Annotated in this window: 1 pseudogene; it reads right to left on the bottom strand. The window is 66.3% G+C overall.

Features of this window, described 5'->3' with window-relative positions:
- Nucleotides 1-174 precede the first annotated feature (174 nt).
- A pseudogene (locus tag ACQP0C_RS13780) lies at nt 175-23319 on the bottom strand (type I polyketide synthase); the annotation flags it as partial.
- Nucleotides 23320-23797: the final 478 nt, after the last annotated feature.

Raw genomic sequence — 23797 nt, 5'->3', positions numbered from 1 at the left:
GCTCGGATCACCCCATTTGGCCAGGATTTCCCGCAGCCGGATGGTGGCTTGCCTGTGTGTCTCGTCCGCCGCGGGCACCGCCGAGAGCAGAGATTCGATCTTGTCGAGCTCAGCGGAGAGCGAGTCGGAAGTCGGAACCTCGTCCCGGAGGATTTCGGTCCGCAGATACGCGACCAGATCCGCGGGTGTCGGATAGTCGAAGGCGAGAGTGGCGGGCAGTCGCAGCCCGCTCGCCGATCCGAGTCGGTTACGCAACTCGACCGCGGTCAGGGAGTCGAATCCCAGATCACGCAGTGCTCGGCCGGGATCGATGTCCTGCGGTGACGTGTGACCGAGAACGGCGGCGATATTGCCGCGGACCAGGTTCAGAAGCATGCGATTCTGTTCCGCGACAGGGATTCCGACGAGTTGCTGAACCATTCCACGATCGGTCTCTGCCGCGGTATGGGCCGTGCGACGGACGGGCCTGCGGACCAGGCCGCGCAACAGTGCGGGCACCTCGACCGACCCGGTGCGAAGTTCGTTCAGGTCGAGGCAGGTGGGGACCAGCAGTGCGTCGGTCCGCCGCAGCGCCGCATCGAACAGGCTCAGCGCCTCCGCCGTCGTCATCGACGCCAATCCGCTGCGATTCAGTCGGCCAAGGTCGGTCTGGTCGAGATGGCCGGTGAGACCACTGGCATCGGCCCACAGACCCCACGCCAAAGACACCGCCGGAAGACCCTCGGACTGACGTTGCTGCGCCAACGCATCCAAAAACGCATTACCCGCCGCATAGTTGCCCTGCCCGGGACTACCGAAAGTTGCCGAGGCACTGGAGAACAACACGAACGCCGACAGATCCAACGCCTCGGTCAACTCGTGCAAATGCCATGCCGCATCGGCCTTCGGACGCATCACAGCATCGACCCGCTCCGGCGACAACGACCCGATCACACCGTCATCGAGCACACCAGCGGCATGCACCACCGCCGTCAAACCCGGACCACGATCACCAACCCGAGTCAGCAACCGGGCCACGGCATCCCGGTCAGCGATATCGCACGCCTCGACCGCCACCTCAGCGCCAGCGGCCTCCAACTCCGCGACCAACGCGCCCGCGCCCGGAGCCTCCACACCACGACGACTGGTCAACACCAAATGCCGAACCCCGTGCTCAGCAACCAAATGCCGCGCCAACAAGCCACCCAAAGTGCCTGTCCCACCAGTGATCACGACAGTGCCGTCGGCGTCAATCGGGCGCGGGATCCGCAACACGATCTTGCCGACATGCCGGGCCTGACTCATGAACCGGAACACCTCCGGAGCACGACGCACATCCCGCACCAACACCGGAGACTCGACCAACACACCCTGATCCAGCAGACCGACCACCTCGGCCAGCATCTCGCCGATCCGCTCCGGACCGGCCTCGGGCAAGTCGAACGCTCGGTAGGCCACGCCCGCATAGGTTTCGGCGATCTGTTCGGCGTCGCGGATGTCGGTCTTGCCCATCTCCAGGAATCGCCCGCCTCGTGGCAGTAGCCGCAGGGACGCATCCACCAGATCACCGGCCAGACTGTCCAACACGATGTCCACACCCGCACCGCCGGTCGTGTTCAAAACGTGCTGCTCGAACTCCGCCGACCGCGACGAGGCAACGTGTCCGGCATCGAGCCCCATCCCCAACAACACCGAATGTTTTCCGGGCGAAGCGGTTCCGAACACCTCCAAACCCAAATACCGAGCAATAGCAACAGCAGCCATACCCACACCACCAGCAGCCGAATGAATCAACACCCGCTCACCCGGCCGCGCATCGGCCAGATCGACCAGCGCATACCACGCGGTAGCGAATGCCACCGGCACCGCCGCGGCCTTGGTAAACGACCAGTCTTCCGGCATCGGCACCAACAGCCGGTGATCGATCACCGCCTCCGGCCCGAAACCACCCTCGGCCATACCCAGTACGCGATCACCCACAGCGAGAGACCCGACCCCCGGGCCGACCTCCACCACCACACCGGCAATCTCGCTTCCCATAGCCAGGGCTCCGGCTTGGACAACATTCAGCGCGATCAGAACGTCCCGGAAGTTCACTCCGGTCGCACGCACGGCCACGCGCACCTCACCCAGCCCCAGTGGATCCGACATCTCCTGGCATTGGGTCAAAGCCAGGTTTTCCAACGTCCCCCCTGCACCGGGAGCCAACCGCCAGGAACCTGCCGGAACCGACAGCACACCGTCGGATACCGACCGCGCCAACCGCCGCACCAACACCCGATCACCACGCACCACCAGCTCCGGCTCACCGGACACTCCAGCCAACGCCGCCACATCCACAGTCGACTCATCGATATCGACCAGAACGATCCGGCCCGGATTCTCCGACTGCGCCGACCGCACCAAGCCCCACACCGCAGCAGCAGCAAGATCCCGAACACTCTCCCCCGGAACCACCGGGACAGCGCCCCGAGTCACCACCAACAACCGCGAATCAGCGAACCGCCTCTCGGTCAACCACTCCTGCACCACACCCAGTACATGGCCAGCCATCGCACGGGCAGCCATAGCCGGATCACCGGACTCCGCGGAAACACATGTCACGACGGCAACATCCGGAATCGAAGTCCCAGTCGCCAACTCGGCCAGCCCCTCGTAAACCGGCACTCCAGCAACGGAGTTCAGGCCCAGTTCATCCGACCCAACCAGCGCCCAAGACAATTCGGCACTCTCCGGCACCGACACAGGAACCCAGTCCACCGCGAACAACGACTGCTGTTGTGCGTTCGGAGCGATGTCCACATGGGCGGATGAGAACGGTCGCAGCGTCAAAGATCCGACGGTCGCCACCGGAGCGCCCGTGTCATCGGCCGCGAGTATGGACAGTGCGCCGCCAGAGGTTTGCGACAACCGGACTCGCAAAGCCCGCGCATCGGCGGCGTGCAGCGACACCCCGCCCCACGCGAACGGCAGCAGTGCCTGCCCGCTGTCGGAAGAGGTGAATCCAGCGGCGTGCAGGGCGGCGTCCAGCAATGCCGGGTGCAGTCCGAAGCCGCCGACCTGTTCATCGGTCTCCCCCGGCAGGCGGACCTCGGCGAACACCTCGTCGCCGCGCCGCCAAACTGCCCGCAGGCCACGGAATGTCGGACCGTAGTCGTAACCGCGATCGGCGAGTTCGTCGTAGTGACCGTCGATGCTGATCGGTGTGGCCTCGGCCGGCGGCCACACCCGCAGGTCGGCGGTTTCCGCGTCGACATTCCCGCCAGGGGCCAGGGTTCCGCTGGCGTGGCGAACCCATGCCGCATCCGCGGCGGCGTCCGATGGCCGCGAGTGCGTGCTCACCGTCCGGCGCCCCGCCTCGTCCGCGCCGCCGACCATGACCTGAAGTTGCACCGCGCCGCGCTCGGGCAGTACCAGAGGTTGCTCCAATGCCAGATCCTCGACCGATCCACACCCGCAGCGGTCGCCCGCCTGCACCGCGAGTTCTAGGAATGCGGTGCCCGGCAACAGAACCGAGCCCTGTACCGCGTGATCACCGAGCCACGGGTAGGACTGCAGCGAGAGGCGACTGGTGAACACGAGCCCCGCATCACCGGCCAAATCCACTGCGGCGCTGAGCATCGGATGCTCCACCGCGCTCAATCCCACCGAAGTCACATCACCACGCAGCGAGGCTCCCGGAATCCGGGTCGGCCAAAATCGCTGTCGCTGAAAGGCATACGTCGGAAGATCGACCCGTCGGCCACCACCGAGGGCAGCGGCCCAATCCACGGATACACCCCGCACGAACACCTCGGCCAACGACTGTTGCCAGCGGCGCAGGCCGCCCTCGTCGCGGCGCAGTGTCCCGGCGACCACCGCCGTATCGGCGGGCAATCCGGTATCGGCCTCGGCTCCCGCCCGGTTCTCCAGGGATTCCTGAATGGCGGAGACCAGCACCGGGTGCGCGGAGATCTCGATGAACGCGTGATGACCGGATTCGGCCAAACCTGTGACGGCCTCCTGGAATCGGACGGTCTGTCGCAGGTTGGCGAACCAGTACGCGGCGTCCATCCCGGCCCCATCGATGAAGCCGGGCTGCACGGTGGAATACAGGGGAATCCGCCCGGCCCGAGGAGCGACAGGCGCCAGCGCGCGCAGGATCTCCTGCTGTATCTCGTCGACGGCCGCCGAGTGCGAGGCGTAGTCCACCGGGATCCGGCGCACCCGGACACCCTGCACTTCACACAGTCCTTCGAGTTCGTCCAGCGCGTCGACATTCCCCGACACCACGGTCGCGGCTGGGCCGTTGATCGCCGCGACCGACGCACGGCCCCGGCAGCGGTCGACCATTTCGCGGACCAACTCGACCGGGGCAGCGACCGACACCATGCCCCCGAGCCCGGCCAATTCCGCCAAGGCCTGACTGCGCAAAGCGACAACCCGGGCGCCGTCCTCGAGCGACAACCCACCCGACACCACTGCCGCGGCAATCTCACCTTGCGAATGCCCAACCGCCGCAACAGGACTCACACCTACTGACTCCCACAGTGCGGCTAGCGAGACCATCACCGCCCACAGGACCGGCTGGACGACATCGACCCGATCCGGGCTCGGCGCACCCTCCGCACCGCGCACGACCGACGACAACGACCAATCCACGAAAGGAGCCAGCGCCCGCTCACACGCGGCCATCGACTCCGCGAATACCGTCGAGGAATCCCACAACTCGGCACCCATGCCCAGCCACTGCGAACCCTGACCCGGGAACACGAACACCACACCCGAAGACCTGATACCCGAGACGCCTTCGGCCACACCCGCGGCGGGCTCGCCCGCGGCCAGTGCCATGAGACCGGCCAGCAGTTCATCCCGGTCAGCGCCGGTCACCACCCCGCGGTGCTCGAACACCGACCGCGACGACACCAATGACAATCCGATATCCACCGAGTCGAGATCCACACTGGCGGTGACGAATTCGTGCAGGCGAGCGGCCTGCGCCCGCAACCCCGCCTCGGACTTCGCCGACACCGGCCACGACACCGTCTCCGGCGCCGGGACCGCCGCAGGACCGTCGGCCGACGGTTCGCTGGTGGGTGCCTCCTCGACGATGATGTGCGCATTCGTCCCACTGACACCGAACGACGACACACCCGCACGCCTCGGATGCCCATTCGCCTCCCACGCCATTGGTTGGGTCAGCAGCTTTACCGCACCCGCAGACCAATCCACATGCGGCGACGGCTCATCCACATGCAACGTCGCCGGAAGCGTCCCATGCCGCATCGCCAGGATCATCTTCATCACCCCGGCCACACCAGCAGCAGCCTGCGTATGCCCGATATTCGACTTGATCGAACCCAACCACAACGGACGATCCTCATCACGACCCTGCCCATAAGTAGCCAGCAGAGCCTGCGCCTCGATCGGATCACCCAACGTGGTACCCGTACCGTGCGCCTCCACCACATCAACACCAGTGGCAGCCACCCCGGCATTGGCCAGCGCCGCACGGATAACCCGCTGCTGCGACGGACCATTCGGCGCGGTCAACCCATTACTCGCACCATCCTGATTAACAGCACTACCACGAATCACCGCCAACACTTCATGACCATTGCGCCGCGCATCGGAAAGCCGCTCCAGCACCAAGATTCCGGCACCCTCACCCCACCCGGTGCCATCAGCCGAAGCAGCGAACGCCTTACATCGACCATCTCGTGCCAGCCCACCCTGTCGGGCAAACCCACCGAAAGCAACGGGAGTGGACATCACGGTGACACCACCGGCCAGGGCCATGGTGCATTCCCCGGAGCGCAACGCCTGCGCCGCAAGGTGCAACGCCACCAACGACGATGAGCACGCGGTATCCACGCTGACCGCCGGACCCTCGAACCCGAACACGTACGACACCCGACCCGACACGACGCTGGCCGCAGCACCCGTAGGGCCGAATCCGCCGTCGTTGTCGGCAGTTTCGGCCAGCAACGTCCCATAGTCCTGCCCGTTGGTGCCCACGAACACACCGGTGGGGCTCCCCCGCATGGCCGACGCATCAATCCCGGCCCGCTCCAACGCCTCCCACGAGATTTCCAGCAGCAGCCGCTGCTGCGGGTCCATCGCCACCGCCTCACGCGGGCTGATCCCGAAGAACCCGGCGTCGAACTCCGCCGCACCCTCGATGAACGCACCCTGTGCCCGGTAGATCTCCGCAAGATCGGCGCCGAACACCGCATCGCCGTCCCAGCCTCGGTCGTCCGGGAAGTCGGCGACCGCGTCGATACCTCCAGAGAGCAAGTCCCACAACGCTTCTGGGCTGTCTATCGCATTAGGGAACCGGCAACCCATGCCTACCACCGCAATCGGTTCATCCGATGCGGCCGCCGCGGGAGCCACCGCCGCCGCAACGTCGCTGTCCGCGCCCAGCACCCGAGCCTGCAGGTACTTGGCCACTGCGACCGGGGTCGGATAGTCGAACACCAGCGTCGCCGGCAGCTGCAAGCCGGTCGCCGAACCGAGCCGGTTGCGCAGTTCCACCGCGGTCATCGAATCGAATCCCATGTCCTGCAACGCCTGTCCGACTTCGATGTCGGTTGACGAGCCGTGGCCCAGTACGGCGGCGACATGGTCGCAGACCAGGTCCAGCACCACGCGGTACTGCTCCGCCTCGGACCGGTTGGCCAGCCGTTGCCCCAGCGGAGATTCGTGGCGCGTGGATTCCCTTGGCGCTGCGAGGATTCCGCTGACTTCCGGCAGGTCGCCGAGTAAGGGGGCGGTTCGCGTCGCGGTGAAGACCGGAACGAACCGTGCCCAGTCGACATCGGCGACGATTGTCACGGCGTCGTCCGCGACCGCGAGTTCTCGCATGGCCGACACCGCCAGCTCGGGAGCAAGCGGACGGAATCCGTGCCGTCGCGCCTGATCTGCCGCCGTCGCGTGCCGAGCCATGCCGTCGCCCGCCCACGGACCCCATGCGATCGAGGTACCGACGAGCCCGCGAGCGCGGCGCTGCTGTGCCAGTGCATCCAGGAAAGCGTTGGCCGCAGCGTAATTCGCTTGTCCGAGGTTACCGATGACCCCGGCCAGCGAGGAGAAGAGCACGAACGCGTCCAAGTCCAGTGGACGGGTGAGCTCGTCGAGATTCACCGCGGCCACCGCCTTGGCCGCCAGCACGGCGGCGAAACGCTCGGGGGTCGAGGTCTCCAGCATGCCGTCGTCGAGCACACCTGCCGTATGGACGACGGCCGTTATTCCGGAAATGGTCTCCAGCAAGCTCGCCAGGGCGTCGCGATCGGCCACGTCGCAAGCCGCCGTAATCACTTCGGCCTCAAGCTTTTCCAGCTCGGCAACCAATTCCGTGGCGCCCGGCGCGTCCATGCCGCGCCGACTGGCCAACACCACACGCTCGGCGCCATTGGCGGCCAACCATCGAGCCACATGACCACCCAGGGCTCCGGTGCCGCCGGTTACCAGCACGGTGCCCCTCGGCGACCAGCCGGAGCCGCTCGCCGACGACCTTGCTCGGTCCAGTCGACGCGCGAACACTCCGGCTCCGCGAATGGCCACCTGATCCTCGGCACCGGCGGCGAGCACACCGCCCAGCCGTGACCAGACACGCTCATCGACGATTTCCGGCAGATCGATCAGGCCACCCCACCGAGTACCCAGCTCCAGCGCGGCCACCTGGCCGAGGCCCCACACCGATGCCTGTCCCGGGTCGAAGAAGTCGTCGCCGATGCCCGTTGCCACCGCGCCCCGGGTCAGCACCCACATGGGCGCGCTCACACCGGCATCGCCCAACGCCTGGGCCGCCACCGCCGTCGACACCACGCCGGAATCCCAAGCGATCACCAGCACTCCGGTGACCGGGTCGGCGGTTGCGTTACGCAGCCGATCGGCCAACGCCTCGCGATCGGCATCCACCGCTACGACCACCGACGAGGCTCCCTGACCGGTCAGCGCCGTGACACACGCGATGAGCGCACCGTCCTCGGCGGACTCGGTCGGAGCCAATACCAACCAGGTACCCGAAACCAGCCCGGTCGTGGGAGCGACCGGACGCCACACAACCCGGTACCGCAGATTGTCTACTGCGCTCTTCTCCTGCTCGCGCCGTCGCCACGAGGACAATGCAGGCAGCACGGCGCCCAGCGGGGTATCGAGCCGCAGGTCGGCCTCGAGTGCCGTCGCCATCGCGGAAACATCGCCTGTGTCGATCGCGGCCCAAAGACCCGACTCCGCAACCGATCCCATTGCAGCCCGTGCAGTGGCGGTGGGTTGCGGCCAGTGGCGCTGGCGTTGGAAAGCGTAGGTAGGCAGAGCAATCCGCCGACCTTCAGGCAACAATCGCTCCCACGACACCGGAACACCACCGGCGAACACCTGCCCCAACCCCGTGACGACCGCTCGCGGTTCGTCACCCTCACCGGCCATCAACGGCACGAACACCGCGCGACTGTCGTCCGTTACGCAGCCCGGTCCCATCGCCGACAACGCCGCGCCCGGACCGACCTCCACAAACACCCCACCATCAACGGCCAGGGTCGTTACCGCGTCATGGAAGCGCACCGCACCCCGCGCCTGATCCACCCAATACCGGGCATCACAGCCGGTAACAGGATTACCGGTCGCCGTCGAGATCCACGGGATCACCGGCTCAGCGAACGAAAGCCGTTCGGCCACCTCACCCAACTCGTCCAACACCGGATCCATCAACGGCGAATGGAACGCATGCGAAACCCGCAACCGCCGCACCCGACGACCACGACCCCGCCACACCTCAACAACCTCATCGATCTCTACCGACCGACCCGAAACCACCACCGCCGCAGGACCATTCACCCCAGCAACCACCACACCCGAAGCCGAATCCACCAGCCACGCCAACATCTCCGATTCCGATGCCTCGATCGCGGCCATACCCCCACCCACCGGCAGCGCCTGCATCACCCGCCCCCGAGCCGCCACCAGACGCACACCATCCCCCAGAGACAACACCCCCGCGGTCACCGCCGCAGCGATCTCACCCACCGAATGACCAGCCACCGCATCAGGGATCACACCCCACGACTCCAACAACCGCACCAACGCGATCTCCACCGCGAACAAACCCACCTGCGCATACAGGGTCTGATCCACCAAACCCGGATCAGCCAAACCCTCCCGCACCGGCAAACCCAGCTCAGCCTCCAACAGATCACACACCTCGGCGAACGCCTCAGCGAACACCGGGAACCCCGCACACAACTGCAGCCCCATACCGGCATACTGCGAACCCTGACCCGGAAACACGAACACAGTCCCCGAAGACCCCGAATCCGCAACACCCTGCACCACAACAGAACTCGGCTCACCAGCCGCAAGCGCCGCCAAACCAGCCAGCAACTCTTCACGGTCGCCGCCTACAACGACCGCACGGTGCTCGAACAGCGAACGCGACGACACCAGGGAATGCCCGACATCCACCAGATCGAAATCGACCTTCGCAGTCGCGAATTCGTGCAACCGAGACGCCTGCGCCCGCAGCCCGGCCTCGGACTTCCCCGACACCACCCACGGCACCACCGCTGTCACTGGATCGAGATCGACGTTCGCGGTGGCGAACTCACGCAACCGCGCAGCCTGCCCCCGCACTGGCGTCAAGGACTCGTTGTCGGGCTCTCCCTCCGACTCCTCGGCGTCGACCGTGGGCGCTTCCTCGACGATCACATGCGCATTCGTCCCACTGATCCCGAACGAGGACACCCCCGCCCGACGCGGACGTCCGTTCGCCTCCCACGCGATCGGGTCGGTCAGCAGCTTCACCGCACCGGTGGACCAATCCACATGCGGCGAGGGCTCATCCACATGCAAGGTCGCCGGAAGCGTCCCATGCCGCATCGCCAGGATCATCTTCATCACCCCGGCCACACCAGCAGCAGCCTGCGTATGCCCGATATTCGACTTGATCGACCCCAACCACAACGGACGCTCTTCATCACGGCTCTGGCCGTAGGTCGCAATCAGTGCTTGTGCCTCGATCGGATCACCCAACGTGGTACCCGTACCGTGCGCCTCAACAGCATCCACCTGATCGGCAATTATCCCGGCATTCGCCAGCGCCGCGCGGATAACCCGCTGCTGCGACGGACCATTCGGCGCGGTCAACCCATTACTCGCACCATCCTGGTTGATCGCGCTACCGCGAATCACCGCCAACACTTCATGACCATTACGCCGCGCATCGGAAAGCCGCTCCAGCACCAAGATTCCGGCACCCTCACCCCACCCGGTGCCATCAGCCGAAGCAGCGAACGCCTTACACCGACCATCAGCCGCAAGACCACCGTGCCGAGCGAACTCCACGAACGCGAATTCGCTCGACATAACGGTGACACCACCGGCCAGGGCCATGGTGCATTCCCCGGAGCGCAACGCCTGCGCCGCAAGGTGCAACGCCACCAACGACGATGAGCACGCGGTATCCACCGTCACCGCCGGACCCTCGAACCCGAACACATACGACACTCGCCCGGAGGCCACACTCGTCGAGGTACCGGTGACACCGTAACCCTCGGCGCCTTCTTCGTGGCCGGTCTCATAGCCCTGATGGAAGGTACCGGCGAAGACCCCGATCGGACTGCCCTTCAGCGCCGACGGATCCAGTCCGGCCCGCTCCAACGCTTCCCACGAGGTCTCCAGCAGCAATCGCTGCTGCGGGTCCATCGCCAATGCCTCACGCGGACTGATCCCGAAGAATGCGGCATCGAACATATCCGCGTCGTGCAGGAAAGCACCTGCCCGCGCGTAGGACGCGCCGGTGCGACCGGACTCGGCATCGTACGGTGAGCGAGCATCCCAGCCGCGATTCTCCGGGAAACCGGATACCGCGTCGACACCTCCGGTCAGCAACTCCCACAACGCTTCTGGACTGTCCACACCGCCCGGGAATCGGCAGCCCATACCCACGACAGCGATCGGCTCGTCCCTCGGCGCGGCCACCGCCGGAACAGGAGCCGATACTTCGGGTTCGGCGTCCACCAACTCGGATCGCAGGTGGGCGACCAGCCGCTCCGGCGTCGGGTAATCGAAGGCCAGGGTAGCGGGCAGATGCAGTCCGGTGGCCTTCGTCAGCCGGTTGCGCAGCTCCACGGCGGTCAACGAGTCGAAACCCATATCGCGCAGGGCGCGGTCGGAGTCGACGTTCTGCGGTGAGGCGTGCCCGAGCACTGCCGCAATATGTCTGCGAACGATATCGAGGAGTCGTGACTGCTGTTCGAGAACCGACAGGCCCGTAAGCTGCGCCGCCAGCCCCGACGCGGAATCCCTTGCGGCCGTGCGGGCAACCGGCCGAACCGGGCCGCGCACCAGAGCACGCATCAGCGGCGGCACCTCACCCCGCGCACCCAGACCCGTCAGCTCCAGCCGAGCCGGCATCAGGTGTGGCTCCGGCCGCCGCAGCGCCGCATCGAACAGCGCCAAGCCCTCGGCGGTCGACAGCGCGCCCACTCCGGCCCGACCGAAACGGCCGAGGTCGGCCTGGTCGAGGTGACCGGTGAGACCACTGGCCTCGGCCCACAGACCCCACGACAGCGATGTCGCCGGTAAGCCCTCGGACTGGCGGTGCTGCGCCAACGCATCGACGAAGGCGTTTGCCGCCGCATAGTTGCCCTGACCCGGACCACCGAGAACCGCTGCGGCACTGGAGAACAACACGAACGCCGACAGATCCGAAGCCCGGGTCAGCTCGTGCAGATGCCATGCCGCGTCGGCCTTCGGACGCATGACAGCATCGACCCGTTCCGGCGACAGCGATCCGATCACACCGTCATCGGTCACGCCAGCGACATGCACCACCGCCGTCAACGGATGCTCCGGCGAAATCCCCGCCAGCAGCTCGGCGACGGCGTCCTGCTCGGCAATGTCACATGCGACCACCGCCACCGACGCACCGGCGGTCTCCAGCTCCGCGACCAACTCGCCCGCACCCGGCGCATCCAAGCCCCGGCGGCTGGTCAACACCAAATGCCGAATCCCGTGCTCAGCGACCAAGTGCCGCGCCAACAAGCCACCTAAAGTGCCTGTCCCACCAGTGATCAACACCGTGCCGCCCACATCAATAGCACGCGGGATCCGCAACACGATCTTGCCGACATGCCGAGCCTGACTCATGAACCGGAACACCTCCGGAGCACGACGCACATCCCGCACCACCACCGGAAGCGGAGCCAACGCTTCGCGCTCGAGCAGGCCGATCACCTCGGCGATGATCCGGCCGATCCGTTCCGGGCTTGCCTCCCCCAACTCGAATGCCCGGTAAACAACCCCCGGATAGTCTTCGAAAACCCGACCAGCATCGCGGATGTCGGTCTTACCCATCTCCACAAACCGGCCACCACGCGGCAACAGCCGCAGGGACGCATCCACCAGATCACCGGCCAGACTGTCCAACACGATGTCCACACCCGCACCGTTCGTGGTATCGAGCACATGCTGCTCGAATTCCGCCGACCGCGACGACGCAATATGTCCGGCATCCAAACCCAAACCCACAAGCACCGAATGCTTACCAGGCGAGGCGGTTCCGAACACCTCCAAACCCAAATACCGGGCAATAGCAACAGCCGCCATACCCACACCACCAGCCGCCGAATGAATCAACACCCGCTCACCCGGCTGCGCATCGGCCAGATCGACCAGCGCATACCACGCGGTCGCGAACGCCACCGGCACCGCCGCCGCCCTGGTAAACGACCAACTCTCGGGTATGGCCACCAGCAACCGGTGATCCGTCACCGCCACCGGCCCGAACCCGCCGTCGAGCATGCCAACTACCCGGTCACCGACAGCGAAGCCCTCGACGCCCGGACCGACCTCCAGCACTACACCGGCACCCTCGGCACCCAGCAGCGCGACATCGGGGTACATACCCAAGGCGATGAGCACATCCCGGAAATTCAATCCCGCCGCGCGCACGGCAACCCGAACCTGCCCCGGCCCCAACGGAACCGCGCCTTCCGGGCTGTCCACGAACGCGAGGTTCTCGAGTGTGCCGGCCTCGGCGGTCTCCAGCCGCCAGGCACCGCCCCCGGCAGGGACAGCAAGCACACCATCGGACACCGGCCGCGCCAACCGCCGCGCCAACACCCGCCCCGACCGCACTACCAACTCCGGCTCATCAACCGCACCAACGGCAATGAGATCCACACTGTCCGAGCCCGATTCGTCGATATCTACCAAAACGATCCGACCCGGATCCTCCGACTGCGCCGACCGCACCAAACCCCACACCGCAGCAGAAGCCAAATCCCGAACACTCTCACCCGGAACCACCGCAACAGCGCCCCGAGTCACCACCAACAACCGCGAATCAGCAAACCGATCCTCGGCCAACCACTCCTGCACCACACCCAACACACGCCCAGCCACCACATGGGCAGCCACAGCGGGATCGACGGACTGCACGGGAGCGCATGCCAACACAGCGATATCCGGAATCGACGTCCCAGTTGCCAATTCAGTCAGATCAGAGCAGACCGATACTCCAACAGCGGAATTCAGACCAAGCGAATCTGAACCCACCAGTGCACAGGACAATTCGGTGCTCTCCGGCACCGACACCGGAACCCACTCCACCGCGAACAGCGAATCCCGCCCGACCCGCGAAGCCTCCAACGAACCTTGTTGCATCGGACGCAGCACCAGCGACTCGACACCGATCACAGGCGCACCGGTCTCATCAACCGCCGCCAACGTCAGCACACCGTCACCGGACTGCCGCAACCACACCCGCAACCCACGCGCACCAGAAGCGTGCAGCGACACACCACTCCACGCGAACGGAAGAAGGCCGCGGCGGGCGATGTCACCGCCCGGTGTCGTATCGCTTTCGGCACCGGTGAACGAGGCGGCGTGCAGGGCCGCGTCGAGCAAGGCGGGGTGCAATCCGAATTCACCGGCCTGCTCGGCAGCCTCCTCCGGCAGCCGGACCTCGGCGAATACCTCGCCACCACGCCGCCACACCGACCGCAGACCCTGGAACAACGGGCCGTATTCGTAGCCGTGGTCGGCCAGCCCTTCATAGAGACCGTCGACGGGAATCGGCGCGGCATCCTCGAGTGGCCATGTCTCCCAAGGGATCTCGCTGACAGGTCCGCTGTCGGCCGGGGCGAGGGTGCCGCTGGCATGACGGGTCCAACGCTGATCAGTGGACGCGTCCGCCGGACGTGAGTACATGTCGACAGGGCGTCGGCCCGATTCGTCGGCCGCGCCCATCAAGATTTGCATCTGCACTGCGCCGTCGGCGGGCAGCACCAGCGGTTGTTCCAGCGCCAGGTCCACGACCCGGCCGCACGCGGCCTGGTCTCCTACCCGTACCGCCAGCTCCACGAAGGCGGTGCCGGGGACAAGCACCGTCCCTCGAACGGCGTGATCGGCCAGCCAGGGATGCGAACGCAGCGACAGCCTGCTGGTGAACAGGAAACCCTCGCCGTCGGCCAGTTCGACCGCGGCACCCAGCATCGGATGCCCGGCACCTGCCGAGCCGGCATCGGCTGCCGTCGGCACCGCCTTCGACCAAAACCGTTGCCGCTGAAACGCATACGTCGGCAGCCCAACCGGCTCTCCGCCGCCGAGCACGCACGACCAGTCGACGTCGACGCCGCAGACATACAGCTGAGCCAGGGATTGCTGCCACCGGTGCGCTCCACCCTCGTCGCGACGCAACGTTGCGCCCACGATCCCGGGCACGCCGACACCGTCGAGGATGTCCTGGATCGCCGTGGTGAGCACCGGGTGCGCGGAAATCTCCACGAACACCTGGTTCCCGGCCACGGCCGAACCCTCGACGGCCTCCTGGAATCGCACGGTCTGCCGCAGGTTGGTGTACCAGTACTCCCCGTCCATACCGGACCCGTCGATGAAGCCGGGCTCAACGGTGGAATAGATCGGCAACCGCCCCGCCCGGGGCTCGACCGCGGCCAAGGTGTCGAGGATCTGTTCCCTGATGGCCTCGATCGTCGCCGAATGCGAGGCGTAGTCCACGGCAATCCGGCGAACCCGCACTCCGTCCGCGGCGCACAGATTCTCCAACTCGTCCAACGCGTCGACATCGCCGGACACGACGACGGTATTCGGGCCGTTGACGGCGGCGACCGACACCGGGCCCCGACAACGTTTCAACAACCGGGCCACCACATCACCCGGCGCAGCAACCGATGTCATCCCGCCCTGCCCGGCCAGCCCCGCCAGCGCCCGGCTTCGCAGGGCGACAACGCGGGCACCGTCCTCCAATGACAAGGCACCCGCCACCACAGCGGCGGCGATCTCACCCTGCGAATGACCCACCACCGCAGCAGGACTCACACCCACCGACTCCCACAACGCGGCCAGCGACACCATCACAGCCCACAACACCGGCTGAACAACATCAACCCGATCCAGACCCGGCGCATCGGACTCACCACGCACCACCGAAGACAACGACCACTCCACAAACGGCGCCAACGCTAGCTCACACGCGGCCATCGACTCCGCGAACACCGGCGAGGAATCCCACAACTCGGCACCCATCCCCAGCCACTGCGAACCCTGACCCGGAAACACGAACACCACACCGGAGGACTCCACGCCGACACCGGCCACACCCTCGACCACACCAGCAGCAGGCTCCCCCGACGCCACCGCCGCCAGACCGGCCAACAGCTCCTCACGATCGGATCCCGTGACCACAGCCCGGTGCTCGAACGTCACCCGCGTGGACACCAGGGAAAGCGCGACGTCCGACAAGGACAGTCCCGGCTCGGCGGCGATCGCCGCACCCAATCGAAGAGCCTGCGCCCGCAAAGCCTTATCCGACTTGGCCGAAACCATCAGGGACACAGCACCATCGACCAGTGGCGTGGCGCCATCGACAACCGTGTCGGCAGCGACGGCTTCCTCGATGATCACGTGCGCGTTGGTGCCGCTGACGCCGAACGAGGACACACCGGCCCGGCGGAGCCGATCACCGTCCGGCCAAGGCACCGGCTCGGTCGCCAGCCGGACTGCACCCGCCGACCAATCCACATGTGGCGAGGGTTCGTCCACGTGCAATGTGGCGGGCAACATCCCGTGCCGCATCGCCAAGACCATCTTGATCACACCCGCGACGCCGGCGGCCGCCAGGGTATGTCCGATATTCGATTTCACCGATCCCAGCCACACTGGCTGGTCCTCGCGCCGGTCCTGCCCATAAGTCGCGATCACGGCTTGGGCCTCGATCGGGTCACCGAGGGTGGTGCCGGTGCCGTGTGCCTCCACGACATCCACATCGGCGGCGGACATTCCCGCATTGGCCAGAGCCGCCCGGATCACCCGCTGCTGCGACGGACCGTTCGGCGCGGTCAACCCGTTGCTCGCACCGTCCTGATTCACGGCGCTGCCACGGACCACTGCCAGCACCCGGTGTCCCTGTCGCCGCGCGTCGGAAAGCCGTTCCAGCACAAGGATTCCGGCGCCCTCGGCGATTCCGAAGCCATCCGCCGTCGCTCCGAACGCCTTGCACCGCCCATCGCGGGACAACCCGCGCAGTCGCGAGAACTCCACGAACGATGAAGGGGACGACAAAACGGTGACACCGCCGGCCAGCGCCATCGTGCAATCACCGGCTCGCAGCGCCTGACACGCCAGATGCAAGGCGACCAACGAAGACGAGCACGCGGTGTCCACGGTTACCGCCGGCCCCTCCAGCCCGAGGGCGTACGCCACCCGGCCGGAGAGGACGCTGGCCGAATTGCCTGTCAGCGTATAGCCTTCCGCATCCTCGGACAGGCTCTCGCCGTAGTCCTGATGGGAGGCGCCCACGAATACGCCCGCCCGGCTGCCGCGCAACATCGTCGCGTCGATCCCGGCCCGCTCCAGCGCCTCCCAGGACACCTCCAGCAGCAGCCGCTGCTGCGGATCCATTGCCAGCGCTTCACGCGGACTTATGCCGAAGAACCCGGCGTCGAACATATCCGCGTCGTGTAGGAAACCGCCTTGGCGCACATACGATTTGCCAGGTCGGTCGGGGTTCTCATCGAAGAACTCTTCGATATCCCAACCACGTCCGTCCGGGAATCCGGTGATCGCGTCCCCACCCTCGGCCAGCAAGGTCCACAGCTCCTCGGGGCTGGTCACCCCGCCGGGGAATCGGCAGCCGATACCGACCACCGCGATGGGCTCGTCCACGGCCCGCACGGTCGCGGGACTCGGTTCCTGTGCGCCGATTCCGAAGAACCGGTCCCGCAGGTGCTCGGCGACTCGCGTCGACGTCGGGAAATCGAAAGCCAGTGTGGTGGGCAACTCCAGCCCGGTCGCCACCGCCAACCGGTTACGCAGCTCCACGGCGGTCACCGAAGTGAGGCCGAGTTCGCGCAGTGCCCGCTTCGGATCGATGTCTCCGGCCGACGCGTATCCGAGGACCACCGCCACATGGCCGCGGACCAGATCCGCCAGCCCCCGAACTTGTTCGGCCTCGGATCGTCCGGTCAGTCGCTGAGCCAATGGCGATTCGTCTACCCCGGATTGTCCGGCGGCATCGGTGATTTCCGCTGCCCCGGACTCGGCTCGGGGGATGACGCCCTGCCATCGTGTGGCCGACTCCGGCCAGAATCGTTGGTGCTGGAAGGCATACGTCGGCAATTCGATTCGGCGGCCACCGGCGAGCATCCCCGCCCAGTCCACCGAAACACCTTGCGCGAACACCTCAGCCGCTGAGAGCAGCCACCGGTCCAGACCACCCTCATCCCGGCGCAGCGTGCCCGCCACAATCGCGCCCACGCCACCGTTTTCGGCGGTTTCCTGGACCGCGGCAGTCAACACCGGATGCGCCGACACCTCCACGAACACCCGATAACCGGCATCGACCAAACCCTCCACGGCTTCCCGGAACCGCACCTCCTGCCGCAAATTCGCATACCAGTAGGCGGCATCCATCCCGGAACCATCAACGAAGCCGGACTCGACAGTGGAAAACACCGGAACACGACCAACACGAGCCGAAACCGGCGCCAACGCCCCAAGAATGCGGTCTTCGATCTCTTCGACCGCCACCGAATGCGAGGCGTAATCAACTGGAATCCGCCGCGCCCGAATACCTTTCGCCTCGCACGCCTGTTCCAGTTCGGTCAACGCATCGACATCACCCGATACCACCGTCGCCGACGGACCATTCACCGCCGCCACCGACACCCGATCCCCGAACCGCCCCACGAGTCCACGAACCTGCTCCGCCGCAGCAGCCACCGACGTCATGCCACCACGACCCGCCACAGTGGCAATCGCCCGACTACGCAAAGCAACAACCCGAGCACCATCCTCGAGCGACAACGCCCCCGCCACCACCGCCGCAGCGATCTCACCCTGCGAATGACCCACCACCGCAGCAGGACTCACACCCACCGACTCCCACAACGCGGCCAGCGACACCATCACAGCCCACAAGACCGGCTGGACAACGTCGACCTGGTCAAGGCCCGGGGCATCGGACTCACCACGCACCACCGAAGACAACGACCACTCCACAAACGGCGCCAACGCTAGCTCACACGCGGCCATCGACTCCGCGAACACCGGCGAGGTCTCGAGCAGTTCCCGGCCCATACCGATCCACTGCGAACCCTGACCCGGGAACACGAACACCACACCCGAGCCGGAATCCGCAACACCCTGCACCACAACCGAACTCGGCTCACCAGCCACGACCGCGGCCAGACCAGCGAGCAACGCCTCGCGGTCGGATCCCACCACGACCGCACGATGGTCGAACAGCGAACGCGACGACACCAACGACCATCCGATATCGACCATATCGAGATCCGCTGTGGCAGTGGTGAATTCATGCAAACGGGCTGCCTGCGCCCGCAACCCGCCCGCAGACTTCCCCGACACCACCCACGACACCACAGGCGAATTCACGCCGTCCGGCTCTGCCTCAAACGTCGCACCGTCGACCGCGGGCGCTTCCTCGACGATCACATGCGCATTCGTCCCACTGATCCCGAACGAGGACACCCCCGCCCGACGCGGACGTCCGTTCGCCTCCCACGCGATCGGGTCGGTCAGCAGCTTCACCGCACCGGTGGACCAATCCACATGCGGCGAGGGCTCATCCACATGCAAGGTCGCCGGAAGCGTCCCATGCCGCATCGCCAGGATCATCTTCATCACCCCGGCCACACCAGCAGCGGCCTGCGTATGCCCGATATTCGACTTGATCGACCCCAACCACAACGGACGATCCTCATCACGACCTCGGCCATAGGTCGCGATCAACGCCTCGGCTTCGATCGGATCACCCAGCGCTGTCCCGGTACCATGCGCCTCCACGGCATCCACCTCGGCCGCCGATACCCCAGCATTGGCCAAGGCGGTCCGGATAACCCGCTGCTGCGACGGACCATTCGGCGCGGTCAACCCATTACTCGCACCATCCTGGTTCACCGCGCTACCGCGAATCACCGCCAGGACTTCATGACCGTTGCGCCGCGCATCGGAAAGCCGCTCCAACACAAGAATTCCGACACCTTCACCCCACCCGGTGCCATCGGCCGAAGCAGCGAACGCCTTACACCGACCATCAGCGGCAAGACCACCCTGCTGGGCGAACCCGCTGAACGCACCCGGTGTCGACATCACCGTCACACCACCGGCGAGCGCCATCGAGCACTCCCCGGAACGCAGCGCCTGCGCCGCGAGATGCAACGCCACCAACGACGAAGAACACGCGGTATCCACCGTCACCGCCGGACCCTCGAACCCGAACACATACGACACCCGACCCGATACCACGCTCGCGGCGGTCCCCGGATCAACGAATCCCTGCACCGTGCCCGGCACATCCGCCAACCGCAGCGCGTAATCGTGGTACATCAGCCCGGCGAATACACCCGTCTGGGTGCCGCGCAGCGACGACGGGTCGATACCGGCCTGCTCCAGCGCCGACCAGGACACCTCCAGCAACAACCGTTGCTGCGGGTCCATGGTCAGCGCCTCACGCGGGCTGATACCGAAGAACCCCGCGTCGAATTGGTCCGCGTCGTATACGAAACCGCCCACCGGCTGGAACCCATCCAGCCCCGGGCCGAATATCTTCTCGGCATCCCAGCCGCGGTTCTCCGGGAATCCGGAAACGGCGTCCACGCCGCCTTCCAGCAGAGCCCACAGGGCCTCCGGGTTGTCCACCCCGCCCGGGAACCGGCAGCCCATGCCCACGATGGCAATCGGCTCATCCGAGGCAACCGCCCCGGTCGGACCGTCGAGCGGCTGCTGGATCCCGAGCAAACGCTCGCGAAGATGGCCCGCCAGCGCATCGGGGCTCGGGTAGTCAAAAGACACCGCAGTCGACAGCCGTAGGCCGGTCGCCGCGCTCAGCCGGTTGCGCAGTTGCACCGCCGTCACCGAATCCAAACCGAGGTCGCGGAAGGCGGTGCCAGACCCGGCACGGACCACCGGCGCCGTGCCGATCACCTCGACGATCTCGGTCCGGATCAGGTCCGTCAGCAGTCGCCGCTGTTCGGGTTCGACCAACCCGCGTAGCCGTTGCGCCAGCGCGGAGCCGCCGTCGTTATCGGGTCCGGCGAGCCCGCGCAGCAGCGCCGGAACCTCGACGTGATTGCCCGTTATATCCAACCGCACCGGCACCAACGCCGGTGCCTCCGAATATGTCGCCCGGTCCAGTACCGACAGCGCCTGCGCGTGCGACAGCGGCAAGCTCACGCGGGCAAGACGACGCCGATCAGTCTCCCCCAGCCGTCCACATGGACCGAACTTTCCTTCCAAGTGCCCCCAAGCCAGTGACGTCGCCGGTAGACCCCTGCTGCGCCGCCAGTGTGCGAGACCATCGACAAAGGAGTGTCCAGCAGCTCCGCCCGGCCGACCTACAGCGCCGAGGATCCCGGCAGCACTCGAGAACAATATGAACGCGGTGACCGGGAGGCCAGCGGTCAGCTCATGCAGATACCAAGCCGCGTCTGCCTGCGGAGCCCATGCCGTGTCGAGTTCGTCATCCGCGGCAGCATGGATCACACCGGTCAGTGGACGGTCGGCTGGTATCCGAACGAGGGCCGCCGCCAAGGCATCCCGATCGGCCACAGCACAGGCCAAGATCTCCACCTGTGCGCCGAGCTCGACAAGCTCGGCCGCGAGCTCGTCGGCACCGGGCGCATCGGGTCCCGAGGGCGAAAGAAGGAGCAGGTGCCGGACCCCCTGGCTGGCCAGGTGTCGGGCGGCAGAAGCGCCGAGGCCGTCGGTTCCACCGGTGACCAGCACGGTGCCGGTCGAGTCCCATACCGCGCCCGCTGCCGCCGGTTCCTGCGCCCTGGCCAGCCGCGCATGGAAAACCTGCCCGGACCGAACCGCCAACTGAGGCTCGTCCCCCCGCACCGCCGCGCCCAGTGCCTGCGCGGGGACCGAGGAGCCGTCGACATCGACGAGGACGAACCGCCCGGGGTGCTCGGCCTGCGCCGCGCGCACCAGACCCCACAGCGCCGCGCCCGCCAAATCGGTGACCGCCTCACCCGGGACGGTCGCCATCGCGCCGGAGGTGAGCACAACCAGCCTGCCCCGGTCCACTGCCGACCATTCCCGGAGCACATTCGCGGCACGCTCCACCGCCTGGCGGACCACCTGCGCAGTGTCGGCCTCGTCCACGGCCACGGGCTCGGGGCAATACGCCACCACCGCATCGCCGTCGACCGGCGTCGGCTCCGCTGACCGCACGACGACATCGCCACCGCCCAACAGACCGGCCACATTGCGCGCGCCATCGCCCGACAACACCCAGCGAACCGGACCATCGACCACGGTGACCTCGCCAGGCGCCCAATTCATCTGGAACAGCACGTCACCCCGCGCACCGAGCAGGCGAGCAGGGCGTTCCAGCAACGTGCGCCGCCTGATCTTCCCGGAGCCCGTGCGCGGGATCCGCGATACCTCGTACAGCTCCTCGGGAACCTTGAAATACACCAGGCGCTGGCGGCAGGCGGAGAACACCGCCTCGCCATCGAGTCCACCGGTCTCGGTGAGTACGAGATAGGCAACCGGGACCTCGCCGAGGACCTCATGCGGCTTCCCGACCACCGCGACCTCGGCAATGCCCTCGACAGACCGCAGCACATCCTCCACTTCGGCGGGGTGCACGTTCTCCCCACCGCGAATGATCAGCTCCTTCAGCCTGCCGCTGATCGTGAGATATCCGCGTTCGTCACGCCGCGCGAGATCACCCGTGCGATACCACCCATCGACCAGCGCCGCCGCGGTCGCCTCTGGGGCATTGTGGTAGCCCAGCATGAGACTCGGCCCGTTGACCCAGACCTCACCCTCGTGGCCGATCGGCACATCTCGGTGTGTTTCCGGGTCGACGACCCGCATGCCCAGACCCGGAATCGCCAGTCCGCACGAGCCCTCCACTCGCTCCCCACCAGGCCGGTTCATGGTGATCGCGCCACAGGTCTCGGTGCTGCCGTAGCTGTCGACCAGCGGCACACCCAGAACCTCGTCGAACTCCGCACAGAGGGACGCGGTCGCCACCGCGCCGGTCACCAGGCAGGCTCGCAGCGACCGCATCGGGCTGCCGTGCTCGCGAGCTGCGCGCAGCAGGTAGTGGTATGTGGTCGGGACACCGACCATAAGCGTGTAGTCGTCCGAGCGGGCGAGTTCGAGAGTCTCTTCGGGAGAAGGACTTTCGGTCAGTCGTGCCATCGCACCCACGGCGACCACCCCCTGCACGCAGAGGATGTGCGCAAGGCTGTGGAACAGTGGCAGCGGCCAGAGCACCCGGTCGCTGGAAGACAGTCCGAGTATCGGGATGTAGCACTCGGCCACCGACCACAGGCAGCTCCGCAGCGTCGACAGGACACCCTTCGGCCGCCCAGTTGTCCCCGATGTATAGAGCATCCACGCGACATCGTCCAAGCCGAGTCCGTCCGGAGCAGGCTGCGCCGGGTCGGAATCGACCAGTTCAGTGAACGATACGGCGGTGAACGGCGTGCCCTCGAGCTCCTCCGGAGTCGCTACGACGACAGCGGTTACATCCGAGCGCCCTGCCAAGACCCGACCGAGCTGGCTCAGGTGCCGGTCATCGGTGATCAACACCTTCGCGCCGCTGTCCGCGAGCAGGTAGGCCAGCTCGGCGTCGGACGACCGCGGATCGAGGGGTACGGCCACACCTTCGGCGCGATTGATCGCGAAGTAGCTCTCCACCATCTCGACGCAGTTGTGCAGGAGAAGAGCCGCCCGATCGCCGCGAGCCAGCCCGAGTCCCGCCAAGTGTCCCCCCAACCGCCGAGTCCGCCGCTCGAGTTGGGTGTAGTCGACCGCTCGCCGGTCATCGACGAAGGCAATCTTGGATGAATTTCGCGCCGCTTGTCGGCGGAGCATTTCTGGCAGCGCTAAGACAACATCAGCTTGAATAGACAAGCCATTCTCCCCGCAACAGATACGTCGGAGCCGAAGAACAGCTTCGATTCCAAACAGCAACAATGCACCTAATTCGACCGTACACGACGACCCATACCCGGGCAATCAATTACGCATCGAGGACGCTTCCGCGCGCCCGCGACATATACAGCAATTTGCCAGGATTGGGCAAGACGCCAAAACCGGTTCATCGGACGGCCCACCAAGGCGGGGTGACGCGAGGCATCCCGACCGGTCCGTTGACACAGAAGATTCCAAACGGCACAATCTGAAACGTAGGCGTACAGTCCAGATCTGTTGCGCCACTTGTTCACTAGAGTCATCGGGAGGGAGGCAACGTCAGCCAAATTCCACGCTCGATCGCCGCGATACCCCTTTCAAGGATCGCAGACAACCAATAATTCAGTGACGGTGGTCACACGAG

This window comes from Nocardia sp. CA-129566 (genome assembly GCF_050956075.1).
In the GTDB taxonomy this organism is placed as follows: domain Bacteria; phylum Actinomycetota; class Actinomycetes; order Mycobacteriales; family Mycobacteriaceae; genus Nocardia.
This window is presented reverse-complemented; position numbering and strand designations above follow the sequence as displayed.